This window comes from Fluviispira sanaruensis, from assembly GCF_004295685.1.
In the GTDB taxonomy this organism is placed as follows: Bacteria; Bdellovibrionota_B; Oligoflexia; order Silvanigrellales; family Silvanigrellaceae; genus Silvanigrella; species Silvanigrella sanaruensis.
On sequence record NZ_AP019368.1, the window covers coordinates 32,952 to 47,570 of the forward strand.

A 14,619-nucleotide genomic window follows, 5' to 3' on the forward strand; every position below is an offset into this window, starting at 1 on the left:
AAGGAATAAATTACCGATTTCTTAAATAAGGTTGACCTAATGCTTTGGGTGGTCTGCTTTTGCCAACAAAACCAGCAACAACAACAATAGTAAGAATATAAGGAATGATCTGTATAAACTGAGCGGAAACAAAGAAATTCCAAATTTGATTGAAAAGATCGATTGTAAAGTCAGGCTTCGGCATTTGGAAACCTTGTAAAGTGATTCCAAGAGCATCGAAGAAGCCAAATGCCAAGCAAGCTAAAGCAGCTGTTATTGGTTTCCAGCCACCGACAATAAGAGCAGCTAAAGCCATATAACCACGCCCGGCTGTCATATTTCGTGTGTAACCACTTGATAAGCATATAGATAATGTTGCGCCGCCGAGACCAGCAAGAAAACCAGAGACCAAAACGCCTGACCAACGTGTTCGTATCACGTCGACACCAGAAGTTTGGAGTGCGTCGGGATGTTCACCTGCAAATTTATGCCACATTCCGTAAGGTGTGAATTTAAATAAACACCAAATTAAAATAACAAGAGCCCAAGCAATCATAATGGGTGTGTATATAAACCTACTTCCAATTGGAATTTCTGGTGTAGAACCCGTGTTTTGGAAAAGTATTTGAGAAAAAAATGGCACCGTACCCGTTGCTAAGATTGTAATAGCGGTTCCAACAACAATTTGGTTGGCTTTAAAATTAATAACGAAAACTCCATAAAGAATCGACATTAACATACCAGCTAAACCACCTGCTAGAAGTCCAAGGTAAGGGTTTTGAGTTAACGTCGTAACAGCGGCTGCGGCAAATGCGCCTGCAAGCATTTTGCCTTCGAGAGCAATGTTTATGATTCCACTTCTTTCACTAAAAAGACCACCAAGAGCAGCGAAGATAAGTGGAGCCGACATCCGAATAGTTGCGCCGCTTATAGAAATAGCAAGATTAATCCAGTCCATTACAATTTAACCTTTTTAGCAGAAATGAATTTTTCCCATAAACCATCAGCAGATACAGCAAGGATTATTAATGCCTGTAATACAAGTGAAAGGTCAGAAGTGACATTGTGCGTGAATATTTCAAGATCGCTGGCGCCTTTTTGCAGGACGCCAAAAAGAAGTCCAGAAAATATAATGGCAATAGGGTTGCCACGCGCTAAAAATGCGACCGCGATCCCCGTAAAACCGTAGCCAGGCGAAAAGTCAAGTTTAAAGCATTCCGAGCGGCTTAAGACTTCTCCCACTCCAACAAGTCCAGCTAAACTTCCTGCAATAAACATATTTAAAATTTGAGTTTTTGAAATACTAATGCAGGCAGTGGATGCTGCAGATTCATTGGAGCCAACGGCTCTTATTTCATATCCAAGGGGTGTGCGGTATAAAAATATCCAGACCAAAATCGCTACTATAATTGACAAAAAGAGTGCACTTGAAACAGGCGCGCTATCAAAAAATGCGAAGGACTCGAGTTTATAATTTGGAGAAATAGGAATTGTTTGTGGGTTTTGAGTATTTGGATCCTTTAATAAATAAACAGTGACATAGCTTGCAATACCTGCAGCAACAAAGTTGAGCATAATGGTTGTTATGACTTCATGAGCGCCTCGTTTTGCTTTTAAGTATCCAGCAATACCCCCCCATATTCCTCCAGCTAATATTGCACAAATACCTGCAAAAATAGGTGCGATAAAAGGTGGAATTGAAGTGAAAAGCGCTCCAACGGATGCAGCCGCTAAAGCACCCATGGTAAGTTGCCCTTCTGCGCCAATATTAAAAAGTCCAGATTTAAATGCCATTGATACAGAAAGACCTGTTAAAATAAGCGGCATGCTATAAGTTAAAGTCATGCCTATATCGTAAGCGCTACCAAAACCTGATGTTGTAAATATAAGAAAAACATTTAAAGGATTTTCACCTGCAAAATAAGTAACAAGCAAGCCTAAAAAAAGACCAATTATAGTAGCTGCTATGGGGCGAATGATATTCACTTTTGAACTCCTTCTTGGGGATGTCCGCCGCACATAGCAAGTCCAATCTGATATTCGTTTGCTTGGTCTCTTCTGTACTCTGCCACAATTTCTCCTTCGTAGAGAACGATAATTCTATCTGAAAGCGTAGTGATTTCGTCTAGCTCAGAGGAAATGAGTAAAATTCCTACGCCTTTGTCTCTTTCTTCAACAATTTGTTTGTGTATAAATTCAATCGCACCAATATCAACTCCGCGCGTGGGATTAGCAGCAACTATGAAGTTTGGATTTTTGCCAAATTCTCTAGCAATTATTATTTTTTGTTGGTTGCCACCTGAAAAGCCAGTAGCTAAAAGCTCAGAATTTCGTGGCCGAACATCATATGTTTCCATTTCATTTTTAACAGTTTCTTTTATTTTTTTAATATTTTGTAAGAAACCGAAGCGAAACTTCGTTTCCCAATGTCGGCCAAGAATATAATTTTCTTCTGCAGACATATTTAATAACAATCCTTCTGTATGTCTATCTTCAGGTATAAATCCAACATTGATATCAGCCATTTCTGAGCTTTTTTTATGCTTAATATCATTACCTAGAAGACTAATTTCACCACTTGCAGGATTATTTTGGGAAGATTTTTTACCAAAGTACTTTTGTGGATGAAAAATAAGATCCAATAAATCGGATTGACCATTGCCTTCTACGCCAGCAATCCCGACTATTTCACCACCTGATACAGATAAATTTATTTTATTTAATAAATTTCTTTTTGAATCTTTTGTTTTATAATCTTTTAAAGTTACATTAGTTATATTTAAGACTGGTCCTCTTAAATTAGTATTGCAAGGAATTTTTGGTTTAAGATTGACATTTCTGCCAACCATCATCGAAGCTATTTTTTCTTCATTGGCTTCTTTTGTCTCTAAATTTCCGATCACTTGCCCGCTTCTAAATATAGTTATATGATCAGTAAAGTTAAGAACTTCTTTTAACTTATGCGTAACTATGATAATAGTCTTGCCTTCATCTTTTAATTTCTTTAAATTAACAAAAAGTTCATCAACTTCAAGTGGAGTTAAAACGGCAGTAGGTTCATCGAGTATGAGAATTTCTGCATCACGGTATAAGAGTTTTAATATTTCAATTCTTTGTTGCATTCCAACAGGAAGTTTAGATATTTTAATATCCAATGGTACGCTTAATCCATATTTTTTAGCAATATTTTCAATTTTAATCTTAGCTTTTTTGCGGTCAATAATATTGAGAGAAAGTGGTATGAAAGGAAGTTTTAAACTATCACTTTCATCACCCAGAATTATATTGTCTAAACCAGTCGCTGTTTCTGCAAGCATAAAATGCTGATGTACCATGCCAATACCGTTTTTTATTGCATCTCTTGGCGAGTTCCAATGTTGAGGTTTTCCATTTACGAGTACTTCTCCAGAATCCTCTTTATATAAGCCAAATAGAATTTTCATAGCTGTCGATTTTCCAGCTCCATTTTCTCCAACAAGTGCTCTTATTGAACCTTTAGGAACGGAAAAACTTATTTTATTATTAGCAATTATTTTTCCAAATGTTTTTGTAACGGATCGAAATTCAAAAGCAATTTGGTTCTTTGTTTCATTACTTTTCATAATATATAATACCATTTATCATTAAAAATTAACTAAATAAAATTATTATTAAAACCTTATTTTCCTACTTGATAAAAATCTGGGACTTTAATTTTATGAGAAATTATATTTTTTCTTATATTATCAATTTTATCTCTCTCTTGAAGAGTAAAAAGTGGTTCATTGTATTTATCGTATGCCCAATTGACTCCATCATTGTCAAAACCATATCGAATAACGCCGGTTGAAAATTTATTTTCTATAAAATCTTTAATTGCAGCATATATTTTAACACTTACTTTTTTTTCCATGCTTGTTAATACAAGCCCTGGTTGCAAATAATTTTGATTGGAATCAACTCCTATAACATAATTTTTCTTTTTAGAGTTTTTCTTGCTGACTTCCGCAACTGCGTCAAACACCCCTTGTGAAGAAGCTCCTGCGGCGACAAATATGATATCATTATCTTGATTATACATAGATAGTGCAAGTTCTTTTGCTTTAGTAGGGTTATTCCATGCCGTAGGAGAAACGCCTACATATGTTTCTGTTATTTTAATTTTAGGATTTATATATTCAGCACCTGATTTATAACCTAAAGCAAATCTTTTTATTAGCGGAATTTCCATGCCACCAATAAAACCAATATGATTTGTTTTTGATTTCATAGCTGCAATTGCACCAATTAAAAAACTACCTTCATGCTCTTGAAATGAAATAGAGCGAATATTTTCTGCTTTAACGGAAGAATCGACAAGAACATATTTTTGTTTTGGAAATTTTTTGGCCATTTTTTCAACGACATCTGCATTATTAAAACCAACAGCAATGATGAGCCCACAGTCTCCATTTGAAAGAGTTCTGACAAAATGAGTCGATTGTGAATCTTCTTTTACTGTTACGTATTTACTTTCTTTTGATAATTTAAAATCGGATTGAGCTTTTAAAAAGCCTTCATACGCTGATTGGTTAAATGATTTATCATCTTTTCCACCTTTATCAAGTATAAGACAGATTTTATTGTTTATTTCTGCGTATGCATTTAACGATAGAGTTATAAAAGAAAAAATAGCTAAAATTTTTACCGCTATTTTCTTTGTAAAATTATATGATAGCATATTATTTCTTAACCTCATTATAATAATCAGGAACTGGAATTTTTCCTGTTATAATATCGTTTTTAATTCGCTCAATTTTTTCTAAATCTTTTTCCGTGAATAATTTTTCATTGTAGCTGTCGAAGGCCCAATTGACTCCGTCATGCTCTAGTCCATAGGAATGAGTCCCAGTCATAAATTTATCATCAATTACGGATTGAATGGTGTTTACAACTGTAGCGGCAACCCCTTTGGTCATACTTGTGAGAATAATACCAGGTTTAATCCAGTTTTGATTGGAATCACAGCCAATCGCATATTTTTTATGTTTTAAATTTTCTTTTTTTTCAGCAGCATTAAAAACACCTAAACCTGAACCTCCTGCAGCATGAAAAATAATATCAGCACCTTGTCTATATTGATTGAGAGCAATTTCTTGTGCTTTTGTAGGATTATTCCATGCTTCAATGGATATTCCGACAAAAGCAGAAAGTATTTTAATTTCGGGATTGATATACTTTGCGCCCGCTTTATATCCTGTTTCAAATCTTCGAATAAGAGGTATATCCATTCCTCCAATAAAACCAATTTCATTTGTTTTTGACTTAATTGCAGCAATAGTACCAACTAAAAATGCACCCTGGTCTTCTCTATAGACAATGGAGCGAACATTTTTTTCATTGATAATAGAATCAATAAGAACAAATTTTTGTTGAGGATATGTAGGAATAAGAGCTTTTATTGCATCAGCATTGTTTATGCCGATTGAAAAAATAACTGCGCAATTGCCTTTTGCGAAAGAACGAATTACCTGTTTAAGTTGTGCATCTTCCTTGGCATCAATTACTTTACTTTCCTTTGAAATAGGTAAAGTTTTTAAGGCAGTTTGGAATCCCTCATATGCTGCTTGATTAAAAGAACGATCATCCTTACCAGCCTTATCGAGAATCATACATATTTTTGGATTTGGAGCAGCATGAATTGATTGTGTGTGGAGTGACATTGATAGAAAGAAAATAGAGCTAAGAATATTCTTCATTTTAAGTTAAAACCTTTCAAAGGGAATATTATTTTTTATCTAATTTATAATAATCAGGAACAATTATTTTTCCATTAATTATTTTCTCTTTGATGTCATTAATCTCATTTACCTGTGCTTCTGTAAAGAATTTTTCATTGTATTGATCATATGCCCAATCAACTCCGCCATCATTTAAGTTGAAAGCTGTGTGCTCCGTGGTAAATGTTCCGTTCGTAAAATCTTTAATTGCAAAATACACTGCATTATCTACTCTTTTAACCATACTGGTTAAAATGATTTCTGGCTTGATCCAATTTTGATTTGTATCAACACCAATCGCATAGTGTTTTGTTTTTGATTGTTTATTCATCTGTTCTGCAGAATCAAAAACACCTTGTCCTGAATTGGCAGCAACTTGGAAAATAACATCATTGCCTTCATTGTATTGTGCGTGCGCCAACTCTTTCGCTTTTGCGGGATTGTTCCATGCATCTGTTGTTATACCAACGTATGCGGAGGTGATTTTAATTTCTGAGTTAATATATTTTGCGCCCGCTTTATATCCTGTTTCAAAGCGATGGATAAGAGGGATATCCATTCCACCCACAAAACCTATTTTCCCTGTCTTTGATTTCATAGCTGCAATAGCACCAACTAAAAAAGAACCATCATGTTCAGCAAACGTGATGGATCGAATGTTTTTTGCAGAGTTTTTGTCTTCTAGGTTTGTATCGACAGCGAGAAATTTCTTGTCGGGATACTTGGTAGCGAGTTCAGGGACGTATTCTGAGGGGTTGTAGCCGATGGCAATGATTAAATCACACTTCGCAGATGTGGCAAAACTCCTAAAGAAAGGATATATTTGAGCATCATTCTTGGGCTCTACAAACTTACTGTTCTTACTAATAGAAAGTTCTTTCAGTGCTCGGTTAAAGCCTGTAACTGCAGATTCATTGAAAGACCTATCGTCCTTGCCTCCCTTGTCCAGAACCATACAAATCTTGGGTGGCTCCAATGTTTTAGAGGATTTTGATGTTTTAGAGGATTCTGATGCTTTAGAGGATTCTGATGCCTTAGAGGATTCTGGTGCTTTAGAGGATTCTGATGCATAAAGACTTAAAGAGGAGATTGTTGACATGCTTAGGAGAGGAAAAAGTAATAATCCCGTTTTTTTAAAGGTACAGTTAGGAGACACGAGAGATCCTTTCTGAATAATGTTTCTTGGCAAAATATGATACTTAGCCAAATAGGCCTAGGCAAAAAAGGCATAGCACAAATGCGCCAAATGTTTCTAGGACTTTTTGATTCTTTGCTACGTTAGCTTAAGTGCCTTATTTCACCAAAAATATACGGACTGAGAAAAAAATGACAATCTGTGTTGACTTCTCTTTTTTGATTTTGTACACCACAGAACACTCTGGCAGTGAAGATGAAAATCTTTCTGACAAGGTCAATGCGCGGTTAGCTCAGCTGGATAGAGCACCAGACTACGAATCTGGCGGTCAGGCGTTCGAATCGCTTACCGCGCGCCATTTTTATATATTTATCCCTTGGGGAGCGATGGGTGAGTGGCTCAAACCACGCCCTTGCTAAGGGCGCGAAGGGGAGACTCTTCCGAGGGTTCGAATCCCTCTCGCTCCGCCACCTTTTCTAGGTTATACACCTTTTGTCTAATACAAAATCCACAACTAAAAGTTTAAATCATAAAGTGTACATGGAAAAATGTATTGAACTTGCAAAAAAAGCTTCTGCATTGGGTGAAGTCCCCGTTGGTGCCGTGATAGTTAATGCACATGGCGAAATTATTTCTGAAGCTTACAATCTTCGCGAAACGGAAAATCGAGCGACCGCCCATGCGGAGCTTATCGCAATTGAGCTTGCATGTAAAAAACTTGGGCGTTGGCGTTTAAGCGATTGCAGTCTTTATGTGAGTCTAGAACCTTGTTTTATGTGTGCAGGAGCTATAATACTTTCGAGAATCCCAAGCATAATCTTTGCTGCCTGTGATCCCAAGGCAGGGGCTGTTGGAAGCCTAGATAACATTTTAAATGACAAGCGCTTAAACCATCAATGTGAAATCACTCAAGGTGTTTGTTCTGAAGAGTCTTCAATGCTGCTAAAAAGCTTTTTTAAAGCACGGCGAAAAAAATAATTTAAATTTTGAAAATAATTTTCCTATTGTGTAAATAGAAGAAAATGTATCTATTATTTGATACAATTAAGCATTCATGAAAAGATTGCGTTTAAATTATTTAATTTGGAGAATTATTCTGTGGAAGCCCCTTACCAATTCAATGGCTTAGCTATTGGTGTTGTTCTGGCTGCAGGGATGGGAAAAAGAATGAATTCCCATTTACCAAAAGTAGCTCATGTTCTGTTTGGCAAACCATTGGTTATTTGGGCTATAGAATCGCTCATAGTGGCTGAAGTTAAGAAAATTATTGTTGTTATCTCTCCTAAGCAAAAACTCGTTGAAGAAATCATTGCACTGCATTCTTTTCCAAAAGATATTAATATCAATTTTGCCTATCAAGAAAATCCATTGGGCACAGGACATGCTGCTGCCTGTGGGGTAGAAGCGGCAAAAAAATATTTTACAAACGAAATTGAAAATAGTGCAAAGACAAACATTATTATTACCCCTGGTGACAGTCCTGGAGTTGAGGGTGAAACTTTTAAAACATTCCTCAAAACCCATGCAGAGCAGAATAATTCATTTACTATCATGACTTTTAAGGCTAAAAATCCTTTTGGCTATGGACGTATTTTAACAGATAGTAATAAAGAATTCATAGCAATTCGAGAAGAAAAAGATTGTAATGAGAATGAGAAAAAAATTGCTCTTTGCAATTCTGGCTTCTTATGCGCGAATTTAAATGACTTAGATGCTATTTTATCTAAGCTCAATAATACAAATGCAGCGAAAGAATATTATTTAACTGATGCACCCGAAATTTCTAAAAAATTAGGGAATAAAATTGGTTATATGATAGGTCAAGATGAAAGTGAATTTTTAGGGATTAACTCCCAAGAACAATTGGCAGAAATGGAAGTCAAATTCCAGAACAAATATGCAAATATAAAATGATAGGAATGAGGTTTAATATATGTGCGGTGTGATTGGGTATATTGGCTCGAATGCAACTCCAGAATTCTTTTACAATGGACTGAAGCGCCTAGAGTATAGAGGGTATGACTCAGCGGGTATTGCAATGATGAATTCCGATGGAGTTTTTATTCAGAGAGCTGAAGGAAAATTAAATAATTTACAAAATAAATTAGCAAATCTCCCAGCGAGTACAAGAATAGGTATAGGTCATACCCGTTGGGCTACGCATGGAAAGCCAACAGAGAGTAACGCACACCCCCATCGTTCTGAAAATATAGTGTTATTACACAATGGTATTATCGAAAATTATAAATCTTTAAAAGATTTTCTAATAACTAAAGGCTATAAATTCCAGAGTGAGACCGATACCGAAGTTGCAGCGCATTTATTAAATTATGAATATAAAAAATTGGCAGAAGAAAAGAATAGTTTTGAGCGCATAAAAAAAGCTATTTTTTCCTTAGTTTCTCAAATCCACGGTGCATTTGCATTTGGGATTTTATGCACCGATGTGCCTGATACTTTATTTGTTATAAAATATGGGTCTCCTATTGTTCTGGGACTAGGGAAAAATGAAAATTATATGGCGTCGGGCATAACGGCTCTTGTCGATCACACCCGTTCTATCATTATTATGGAAGATAAAGAAATAGCTTTCTTAAATGCAGAAAGTATTTCCATTGTCGATTTTGCAGGAAAAGAAGTTTTAAGAAAGCCAATAGAAATTTCATGGTCCACTGCTATGCTCGATAAAAATGGTTATGATCATTATATGCTAAAAGAGATCCATGAGCAGCCACAGGCGGTTGCGCAGACAATCAAAGGTCGACTCGATCGTGATATAGGTAAAATTAATCTTGAAAATTATGGAATATCGAAAATAAACTTAAAAGAAATTGAGCGCATTCAAATTGTAGCTTGTGGGACAAGTTATTATGCAGGCTGTCTCGCTCGTTACTTTATTGAACAATTCACAAGAATTCCAGTTGAAGTGGATCTCGCAAGTGAATCAAGATATAGAACGCCCACAGTGACAGCTAAGACATTAAGTGTCGCACTTTCACAAAGTGGAGAAACAATTGACACTTTGCAAGCAATAAAATTTGCCAAAGAAAATGGTGCTAAAACACTTGCGATTGTGAACATGCCTGGAAGCACAATTGCTCATAATTGTCATGATGAAAGCCTTATTTATGCTGGACCTGAGGTGGGTGTTGCGAGCACAAAAGCTCTATCTGCACAAATCAGTTCCCTTATTATTCTAGGTTTAGCTCTGGCGCAGGAACAAAAAAAGCTTTCATCCGAAAAAATTGCAGAATATATCGATGAACTTGTTAAAATCCCGAGTTTACTTGAGAAGACCTTGACTCTATCAAGTTATATTGAACATCTTTCTAAGAAATTTTATAATGCACTGAGTATTCTTTTTATTGGCAGAGGTCCGCAGTGGTATGTCGCCATGGAAGGTGCGCTCAAACTCAAAGAATTATCTTATATTCATGCAGAAGGTTATGCTGCGGGAGAACTTAAGCATGGGCCCATTGCTCTTATAGATGAAAATATATGGTCTGTTTGTATTGCTCCTAAGGACAGTTATTATGAGAAAACAATAAGCAATATTGAAGAAATTCGCGCACGCGGTGGAAAGATTTTAGCAGTGGGCACAGAAGGGGATGAAAACTTAAAAAGTATTTCCGACGAATTTATCGGGGTGCCAGAATGCTCAGAGCTTATTCAACCATTTTTAACTACAGTTCCGTTACATTTGTTATCTTATTGGGTGGCTGTTAAAAAAGGAACAGACGTTGATCAGCCTCGGAATTTAGCAAAAAGTGTTACTGTAGAATAAAACAAAATATAATAAGGAAGTAAAATGAGCTCTCAATATAAAAAAATCAATATACCTGAGAGAAAAAATATTGTCCTTATTGCCCATGATAATAAAAAAAGAGAGTTATTGGAGTGGGCTGTTTTACATGCGAAAGAACTAGCTAAACATAACCTTTATGCCACTGGCACCACAGGAAAACTTTTAGAGCGCGAAACAGGACTCGAAGTCACATGTTTTGAAAGTGGTCCTTTGGGTGGAGATATGCAAGCGGGTGCGTATATTGCAGATGGGAAACTCGACCTTGTTCTTTTTTTCTGGGATCCTCTTGCCGCCCAACCACATGATCCCGATGTCCGAGCATTATTAAGAGTGGCTGTGGTGTGGAATGTCCCGCTTGCCTGCAATCAGTCTTCCGCCGATTTCCTGATAACGTCTCCCTATTTTTCTGGAAAATATATTAAAACAGTGACTGATTTCACTGTGTATAAAAATAGAAAAAGCCCTTAATTAAAGTCTATTTTCTATTTTTCCCAAATGTATCTCGCATCTGGAATTTTTTCTTCATATCGCTCACCATTTGTTTTTTCAGTTAAAATTTGAGTGATTTTTTATTTTTATATGCGATACGATTGCTATGTTTTTCTGAACTTGGGATTAGTTATACTGTAATCATAATATAGAAGGTGATATCTATGAAGTGAGCAGATATGGGCTTTTCTCAAAGCTGAATTATTCAGACTGAAAAAGAATAATGTCTAATCTTATAAACAATGCCTTTGAAGTATTGCCAAATGGTGAAGGTAAAATTTTAGTAAAAATAAGGCTTCACGAACAGGATAGAATATATATAACAGTTGAAGATCCTGGTAAAGGAATTCCTTTAAAAGTCTTTTCTCAAATTGGAGTTGGAGGGGCTAGTTTTAATGAAGAGTCTGGAAGAGGACTTGGTTTATTTCATGCTCGTTTAACAATTTGTGATTGGAGTGAGCGCCTTCGCATAAATTCTGAAGTTGATATTGGTACAAAAATATCTATAGATTTAGTAAGAACAAAAGAGCCAATTTGGTTTGTTCCAAAAATTAAAATCTTAAATAAGCAAACAGTTATTATTGATGACGAGCAAAGAATTCATGAGTATGAGACAAGTGTCTTAATAATTTACTTATATTTGAGTATGGGGTTAAAATGACTCATTTTAACAATCCAAAATCTTTCAGTGAATGGGCTCATTTGCATTTTGACACTTTAAAAGATAGTTTCTGTCTTTGCTATTATGATTTTTATGAATTTAAAGACAGTGGTCTTGATCTATTTGAGAAGTATCACATAAAGAAATCGATTATAGTAACAGCGTATTTCGAGAATGAAGAGATAATTTAAGGATGTGAAAAAATAAGAGTAGGATTAATACTGAAAATTATTGTTTATTTTGTTTTGCTATCTATAGACGAGTAAAATAAAAATTAATTAATAATAAGTGGTTTCCAAATAAATTCAGAAATTTTCTAAACGCACAACTTCAAAAGCAGGCTCTTCATAAGGATGACTTGTTTTTAATGCCTTAATTACTTCATGAATATTCTGTTCGGAGCAAAGCATTTCAACTTTGTATTCAGGAACTTTTTCAAGTTTATTTTGTTCACCTATAAATGGATTGCTGCTCTTTAGCGGCATAAACTGACCTTCGCCTATAGTTTGCCAGGCACAGCAGCTATAGTTACCTATTTGTCCAGCACCATTTGCAAACATGGCATTTTTAACATTTTCAACGTGTGTTTCTGGAACAAAAAAATATATTTTATACATTTGAATTCCCTTATGTGAATTTAGTTCTGAGCAAGAGGATGATTTAGAATGATATTATGTTGCATTTTTTCTTAATATAAAATTGAAACATAAAAACCAAAAGAGTCGCTCAGCGTCATCCAAAAATTTTAAATATTTCTTCGCTTTTGTCAAATAAGACGATTTAAATTTACTGCATAAAATGTGTGGTAAGCTTAAAAAAATAATAATGTTTTAAAAGAAATTATCTTTGCGTTTATATTGGTTTTTTATAATTATATATTATTAGAGATATTTCAAAAAAAAATAATAGAAAGTCCGGTCCAATTATTTAGCCTATAAGTATCATTCCTCACAATTTGCATTTAAACACACTAGAATTTAGTCTATCTGACTTTTATTCACTTCAGGCAAATTTCACAGTCTTTGTAAGAGCTCCTAAGCCACTCAAAGTCATTTTCCAAACTCTTCTCATGCTTTTGTAAAATATCTAACTTTTGTGTTAATATTCAAAAGAAGACGTTAAGAGAAGCTAATTTTTAGCTAAGAATTTTACAAATCTGAATAGTTTACTTTTTTAATTTGACCGATGATGTTTGATTTCGTATATTATAGTATGAGTAGCAAATTATTAATAATATTAAAGTAAGGTTGTGTATGGTTAAAAAAATAACTGATCAATCAATTTTCATAAACATTATTTTTAAGCTCTTTTTTATATTTTATTATGCGCATTTTGCTTATGCTTCCGAAAAACCAACTTGTTTTAAAGAATTTAGTGTGGCGTTTTATGATACTGGGTTTTACTATATACAAAGTAAAAATGAAGGAATAAATAAATATATATTCCATGAATTATCTAAAAGAAGTGGTTGTAAAATATATGAATACACAGCGCCAAGAGCCAGAATCTGGAAAGATTTAAAAAGTGGAAAACTAGACTTTGGTACGAATGCTATTATAAGTAAGGAAAGAGAAAGTTTCGCTTATTTTTCAAGTTATACTAAAATTAAAAATTATGCATTAGTTCGGAAAGAATTAAAAGATAAAACTCTTGAAGGTTTTATAAAAAATGAAAGTGCGGTATTTGGTGTCATACGTGGATATCTGCATGGAAGTCAAAAGTTAGATGATTTTGTTGATAAAATGAGAAAACTAAATAGAATAGAAGAATCAGTAACCCAGGAACAGCTTTACATGAAATTAAATAAAAATCATGTGCAAGGTATATTTGCTCCTTATGGTAATTATAAGAGGTATCCAAAAGAATTGACTGGTTTTAAAAAAGAAGTTGTTCTGACTGATTGGAATTCTGATGAGAAAATCTTAAATTCTAATATTATGTTTTCCAAAAAAGTATTCTCAAAAGAAGAGTTTAATAAGTGGGATAATATTATTAAAAGTATTGTAAAAGATGGTACCTTAAAGAAGTTTTTTTTAAAATACTTTACTGAAAAAGAAATAAAAAAATATTATTTATTGCCTGATTAATAGACGAATATTTATAAATTATGAGAGTGAGTTATAGCTATTTCATCTATTCTGACCAGCAATCAAATATCTAAGATCTCAAGTAGAAAGATGAGAGATTCTATAAAGTATGTAGGCTGAAAAGATAAGCATTTATCGACATTTCCATATCCATAAGTGGCCCAACATGAGTCAATCGAGTTGTTTTTGGCAAATTGAATATCAGGCTCTGTATCGCCAACCATTAAGATGTTTTCGGTATTTATATCTGAGTATGTTTTTTTTATAATATCATTGAAAATATCAGAGTGTTTTTTATCGTGTGTCCCCTCATTTTCTGCTATACATAAGTCAATATAATTGTGTAATCTGAAAAAAGAAAGCGAGTCAGTCATTTCATTTATATTTTTCTGACTCTTAAGAATTATTTTAAAATCTCCTGATTTTAAAATATCAAGTATTTCATACAATCCAGGATAAATTTTACTTAAATTATTACCTTTTCCTGAATTATAAAATGCTTTATAACTATTCATTAAGTTATTAATATTTGTATTTGGGGCTAATTTATTGAAAATTTCTTGCTGATTGTAATCTTCGGAAAGGAGATTTTTTATGTCATATTTAAGGTTGTGAATGTTAAAATTTTCTAATGTTTTTAGCAGACAATATTCAACTGCTTTATTGGAATCACAAAGCGTTCCATTGAAATCAAAAATAATATACTTATACTTATTCATGTATTT

General features: G+C 34.2%; 15 protein-coding genes and 2 tRNA genes. 9 read left to right on the forward strand and 8 right to left on the reverse strand.

Annotated features, from left to right (window positions below; translation table 11 throughout):
- Positions 1-10: 10 nt before the first annotated feature.
- From EZS29_RS00150 to EZS29_RS00175, 6 genes are read right to left on the reverse strand one after another with little or no spacing between them, the layout of a single operon-like run.
- The gene (locus tag EZS29_RS00150) at positions 11-937 is read right to left on the reverse strand and encodes an ABC transporter permease (RefSeq protein WP_130605339.1); all 927 of its coding nucleotides are present in this window, start codon (positions 935-937) and stop codon (positions 11-13) included.
- The gene (locus tag EZS29_RS00155) at positions 937-1,965 is read right to left on the reverse strand and encodes an ABC transporter permease (protein WP_216678694.1); all 1,029 of its coding nucleotides are present in this window, start codon (positions 1,963-1,965) and stop codon (positions 937-939) included. Before EZS29_RS00155 ends, EZS29_RS00150 begins: the two co-directional genes overlap by 1 nt.
- Positions 1,962-3,581, reverse strand: a complete 1,620-nt coding sequence (locus EZS29_RS00160; protein ID WP_130605341.1) for an ABC transporter ATP-binding protein — start codon at positions 3,579-3,581, stop codon at positions 1,962-1,964. Before EZS29_RS00160 ends, EZS29_RS00155 begins: the two co-directional genes overlap by 4 nt.
- A 56-nt stretch (positions 3,582-3,637) precedes the next feature.
- A complete protein-coding gene (locus EZS29_RS00165; protein ID WP_130605343.1) occupies positions 3,638-4,678 on the reverse strand; it encodes a BMP family lipoprotein in 1,041 nt (346 codons plus the stop codon).
- Between the two features lies 1 nt (position 4,679).
- Positions 4,680-5,696 (reverse strand): BMP family lipoprotein, encoded by a 1,017-nt coding sequence (locus tag EZS29_RS00170; protein WP_216678695.1) that lies wholly within the window; start codon positions 5,694-5,696, stop codon positions 4,680-4,682.
- Between the two features lie 28 nt (positions 5,697-5,724).
- Positions 5,725-6,873, reverse strand: a complete 1,149-nt coding sequence (locus EZS29_RS00175; protein WP_130605345.1) for a BMP family lipoprotein — start codon at positions 6,871-6,873, stop codon at positions 5,725-5,727.
- 260 nt (positions 6,874-7,133) lie between these two features.
- Between EZS29_RS00175 and EZS29_RS00180 the strand changes: the two genes are divergently transcribed.
- The 8 genes from EZS29_RS00180 (at position 7,134) to EZS29_RS00215 (ending at position 11,998) form a co-directional block, all read left to right on the forward strand.
- Positions 7,134-7,210 (forward strand) — tRNA-Arg (locus EZS29_RS00180).
- A 22-nt stretch (positions 7,211-7,232) separates the two neighbouring features.
- A tRNA-Ser gene (locus tag EZS29_RS00185) sits at positions 7,233-7,322 on the forward strand.
- A 22-nt stretch (positions 7,323-7,344) separates the two neighbouring features.
- The gene (tadA, locus tag EZS29_RS00190) at positions 7,345-7,830 is read left to right on the forward strand and encodes a tRNA adenosine(34) deaminase TadA (protein ID WP_216678696.1); all 486 of its coding nucleotides are present in this window, start codon (positions 7,345-7,347) and stop codon (positions 7,828-7,830) included.
- 120 nt (positions 7,831-7,950) lie between these two features.
- On the forward strand, positions 7,951-8,766 hold the full coding sequence (locus tag EZS29_RS00195; protein ID WP_130605347.1) for a sugar phosphate nucleotidyltransferase: 816 nt from the start codon (positions 7,951-7,953) through the stop codon (positions 8,764-8,766).
- A 19-nt stretch (positions 8,767-8,785) separates the two neighbouring features.
- Complete coding sequence (gene glmS / locus EZS29_RS00200) at positions 8,786-10,636, forward strand: glutamine--fructose-6-phosphate transaminase (isomerizing) (RefSeq protein WP_130605349.1); 1,851 nt, start codon at positions 8,786-8,788, stop codon at positions 10,634-10,636.
- Between the two features lie 24 nt (positions 10,637-10,660).
- Positions 10,661-11,125: a methylglyoxal synthase gene (locus EZS29_RS00205; protein ID WP_130605352.1), complete on the forward strand. Its 465-nt coding sequence runs from the start codon at positions 10,661-10,663 to the stop codon at positions 11,123-11,125.
- A gap of 244 nt (positions 11,126-11,369) precedes the next feature.
- Positions 11,370-11,807, forward strand: coding sequence for an ATP-binding protein (locus tag EZS29_RS00210; RefSeq protein ID WP_130605354.1), 438 nt, complete (start codon positions 11,370-11,372; stop codon positions 11,805-11,807).
- Positions 11,804-11,998, forward strand: coding sequence for a hypothetical protein (locus EZS29_RS00215; RefSeq protein ID WP_130605356.1), 195 nt, complete (start codon positions 11,804-11,806; stop codon positions 11,996-11,998). Before EZS29_RS00210 ends, EZS29_RS00215 begins: the two co-directional genes overlap by 4 nt.
- Before the next feature lie 114 nt (positions 11,999-12,112).
- Here the strand turns inward: EZS29_RS00215 and EZS29_RS00220 are convergent, their stop codons facing one another.
- Positions 12,113-12,424, reverse strand: coding sequence for a YqfO family protein (locus EZS29_RS00220; RefSeq protein WP_130605358.1), 312 nt, complete (start codon positions 12,422-12,424; stop codon positions 12,113-12,115).
- Between the two features lie 636 nt (positions 12,425-13,060).
- On the opposite strand from EZS29_RS00220, the gene EZS29_RS00225 reads away from it, so the two are divergent.
- On the forward strand, positions 13,061-13,894 hold the full coding sequence (locus tag EZS29_RS00225; RefSeq protein WP_130605360.1) for a substrate-binding periplasmic protein: 834 nt from the start codon (positions 13,061-13,063) through the stop codon (positions 13,892-13,894).
- Between the two features lie 62 nt (positions 13,895-13,956).
- Here the strand turns inward: EZS29_RS00225 and EZS29_RS00230 are convergent, their stop codons facing one another.
- Complete coding sequence (locus EZS29_RS00230) at positions 13,957-14,613, reverse strand: HAD family hydrolase (protein ID WP_130605362.1); 657 nt, start codon at positions 14,611-14,613, stop codon at positions 13,957-13,959.
- Between the last annotated feature and the right edge of the window lie 6 nt (positions 14,614-14,619).

Excerpts from the sequence above, each read along its gene's own strand:
- EZS29_RS00225 (WP_130605360.1), top strand. The coding sequence starts at position 13,061 with ATGGTTAAAAAAATAACTGATCAATCAATTTTCATAAACATTATTTTT.
- EZS29_RS00160 (WP_130605341.1), bottom strand. The coding sequence starts at position 3,581 with ATGAAAAGTAATGAAACAAAGAACCAAATTGCTTTTGAATTTCGATCC.
- EZS29_RS00205 (WP_130605352.1), top strand. The coding sequence starts at position 10,661 with ATGAGCTCTCAATATAAAAAAATCAATATACCTGAGAGAAAAAATATT.
- EZS29_RS00210 (WP_130605354.1), top strand. The coding sequence starts at position 11,370 with ATGTCTAATCTTATAAACAATGCCTTTGAAGTATTGCCAAATGGTGAA.
- EZS29_RS00215 (WP_130605356.1), top strand. The coding sequence starts at position 11,804 with ATGACTCATTTTAACAATCCAAAATCTTTCAGTGAATGGGCTCATTTG.
- EZS29_RS00165 (WP_130605343.1), bottom strand. The coding sequence starts at position 4,678 with ATGCTATCATATAATTTTACAAAGAAAATAGCGGTAAAAATTTTAGCT.
- glmS (WP_130605349.1), top strand. The coding sequence starts at position 8,786 with ATGTGCGGTGTGATTGGGTATATTGGCTCGAATGCAACTCCAGAATTC.
- EZS29_RS00220 (WP_130605358.1), bottom strand. The coding sequence starts at position 12,424 with ATGTATAAAATATATTTTTTTGTTCCAGAAACACACGTTGAAAATGTT.
- EZS29_RS00170 (WP_216678695.1), bottom strand. The coding sequence starts at position 5,696 with ATGAAGAATATTCTTAGCTCTATTTTCTTTCTATCAATGTCACTCCAC.
- EZS29_RS00150 (WP_130605339.1), bottom strand. The coding sequence starts at position 937 with ATGGACTGGATTAATCTTGCTATTTCTATAAGCGGCGCAACTATTCGG.
- EZS29_RS00230 (WP_130605362.1), bottom strand. The coding sequence starts at position 14,613 with ATGAATAAGTATAAGTATATTATTTTTGATTTCAATGGAACGCTTTGT.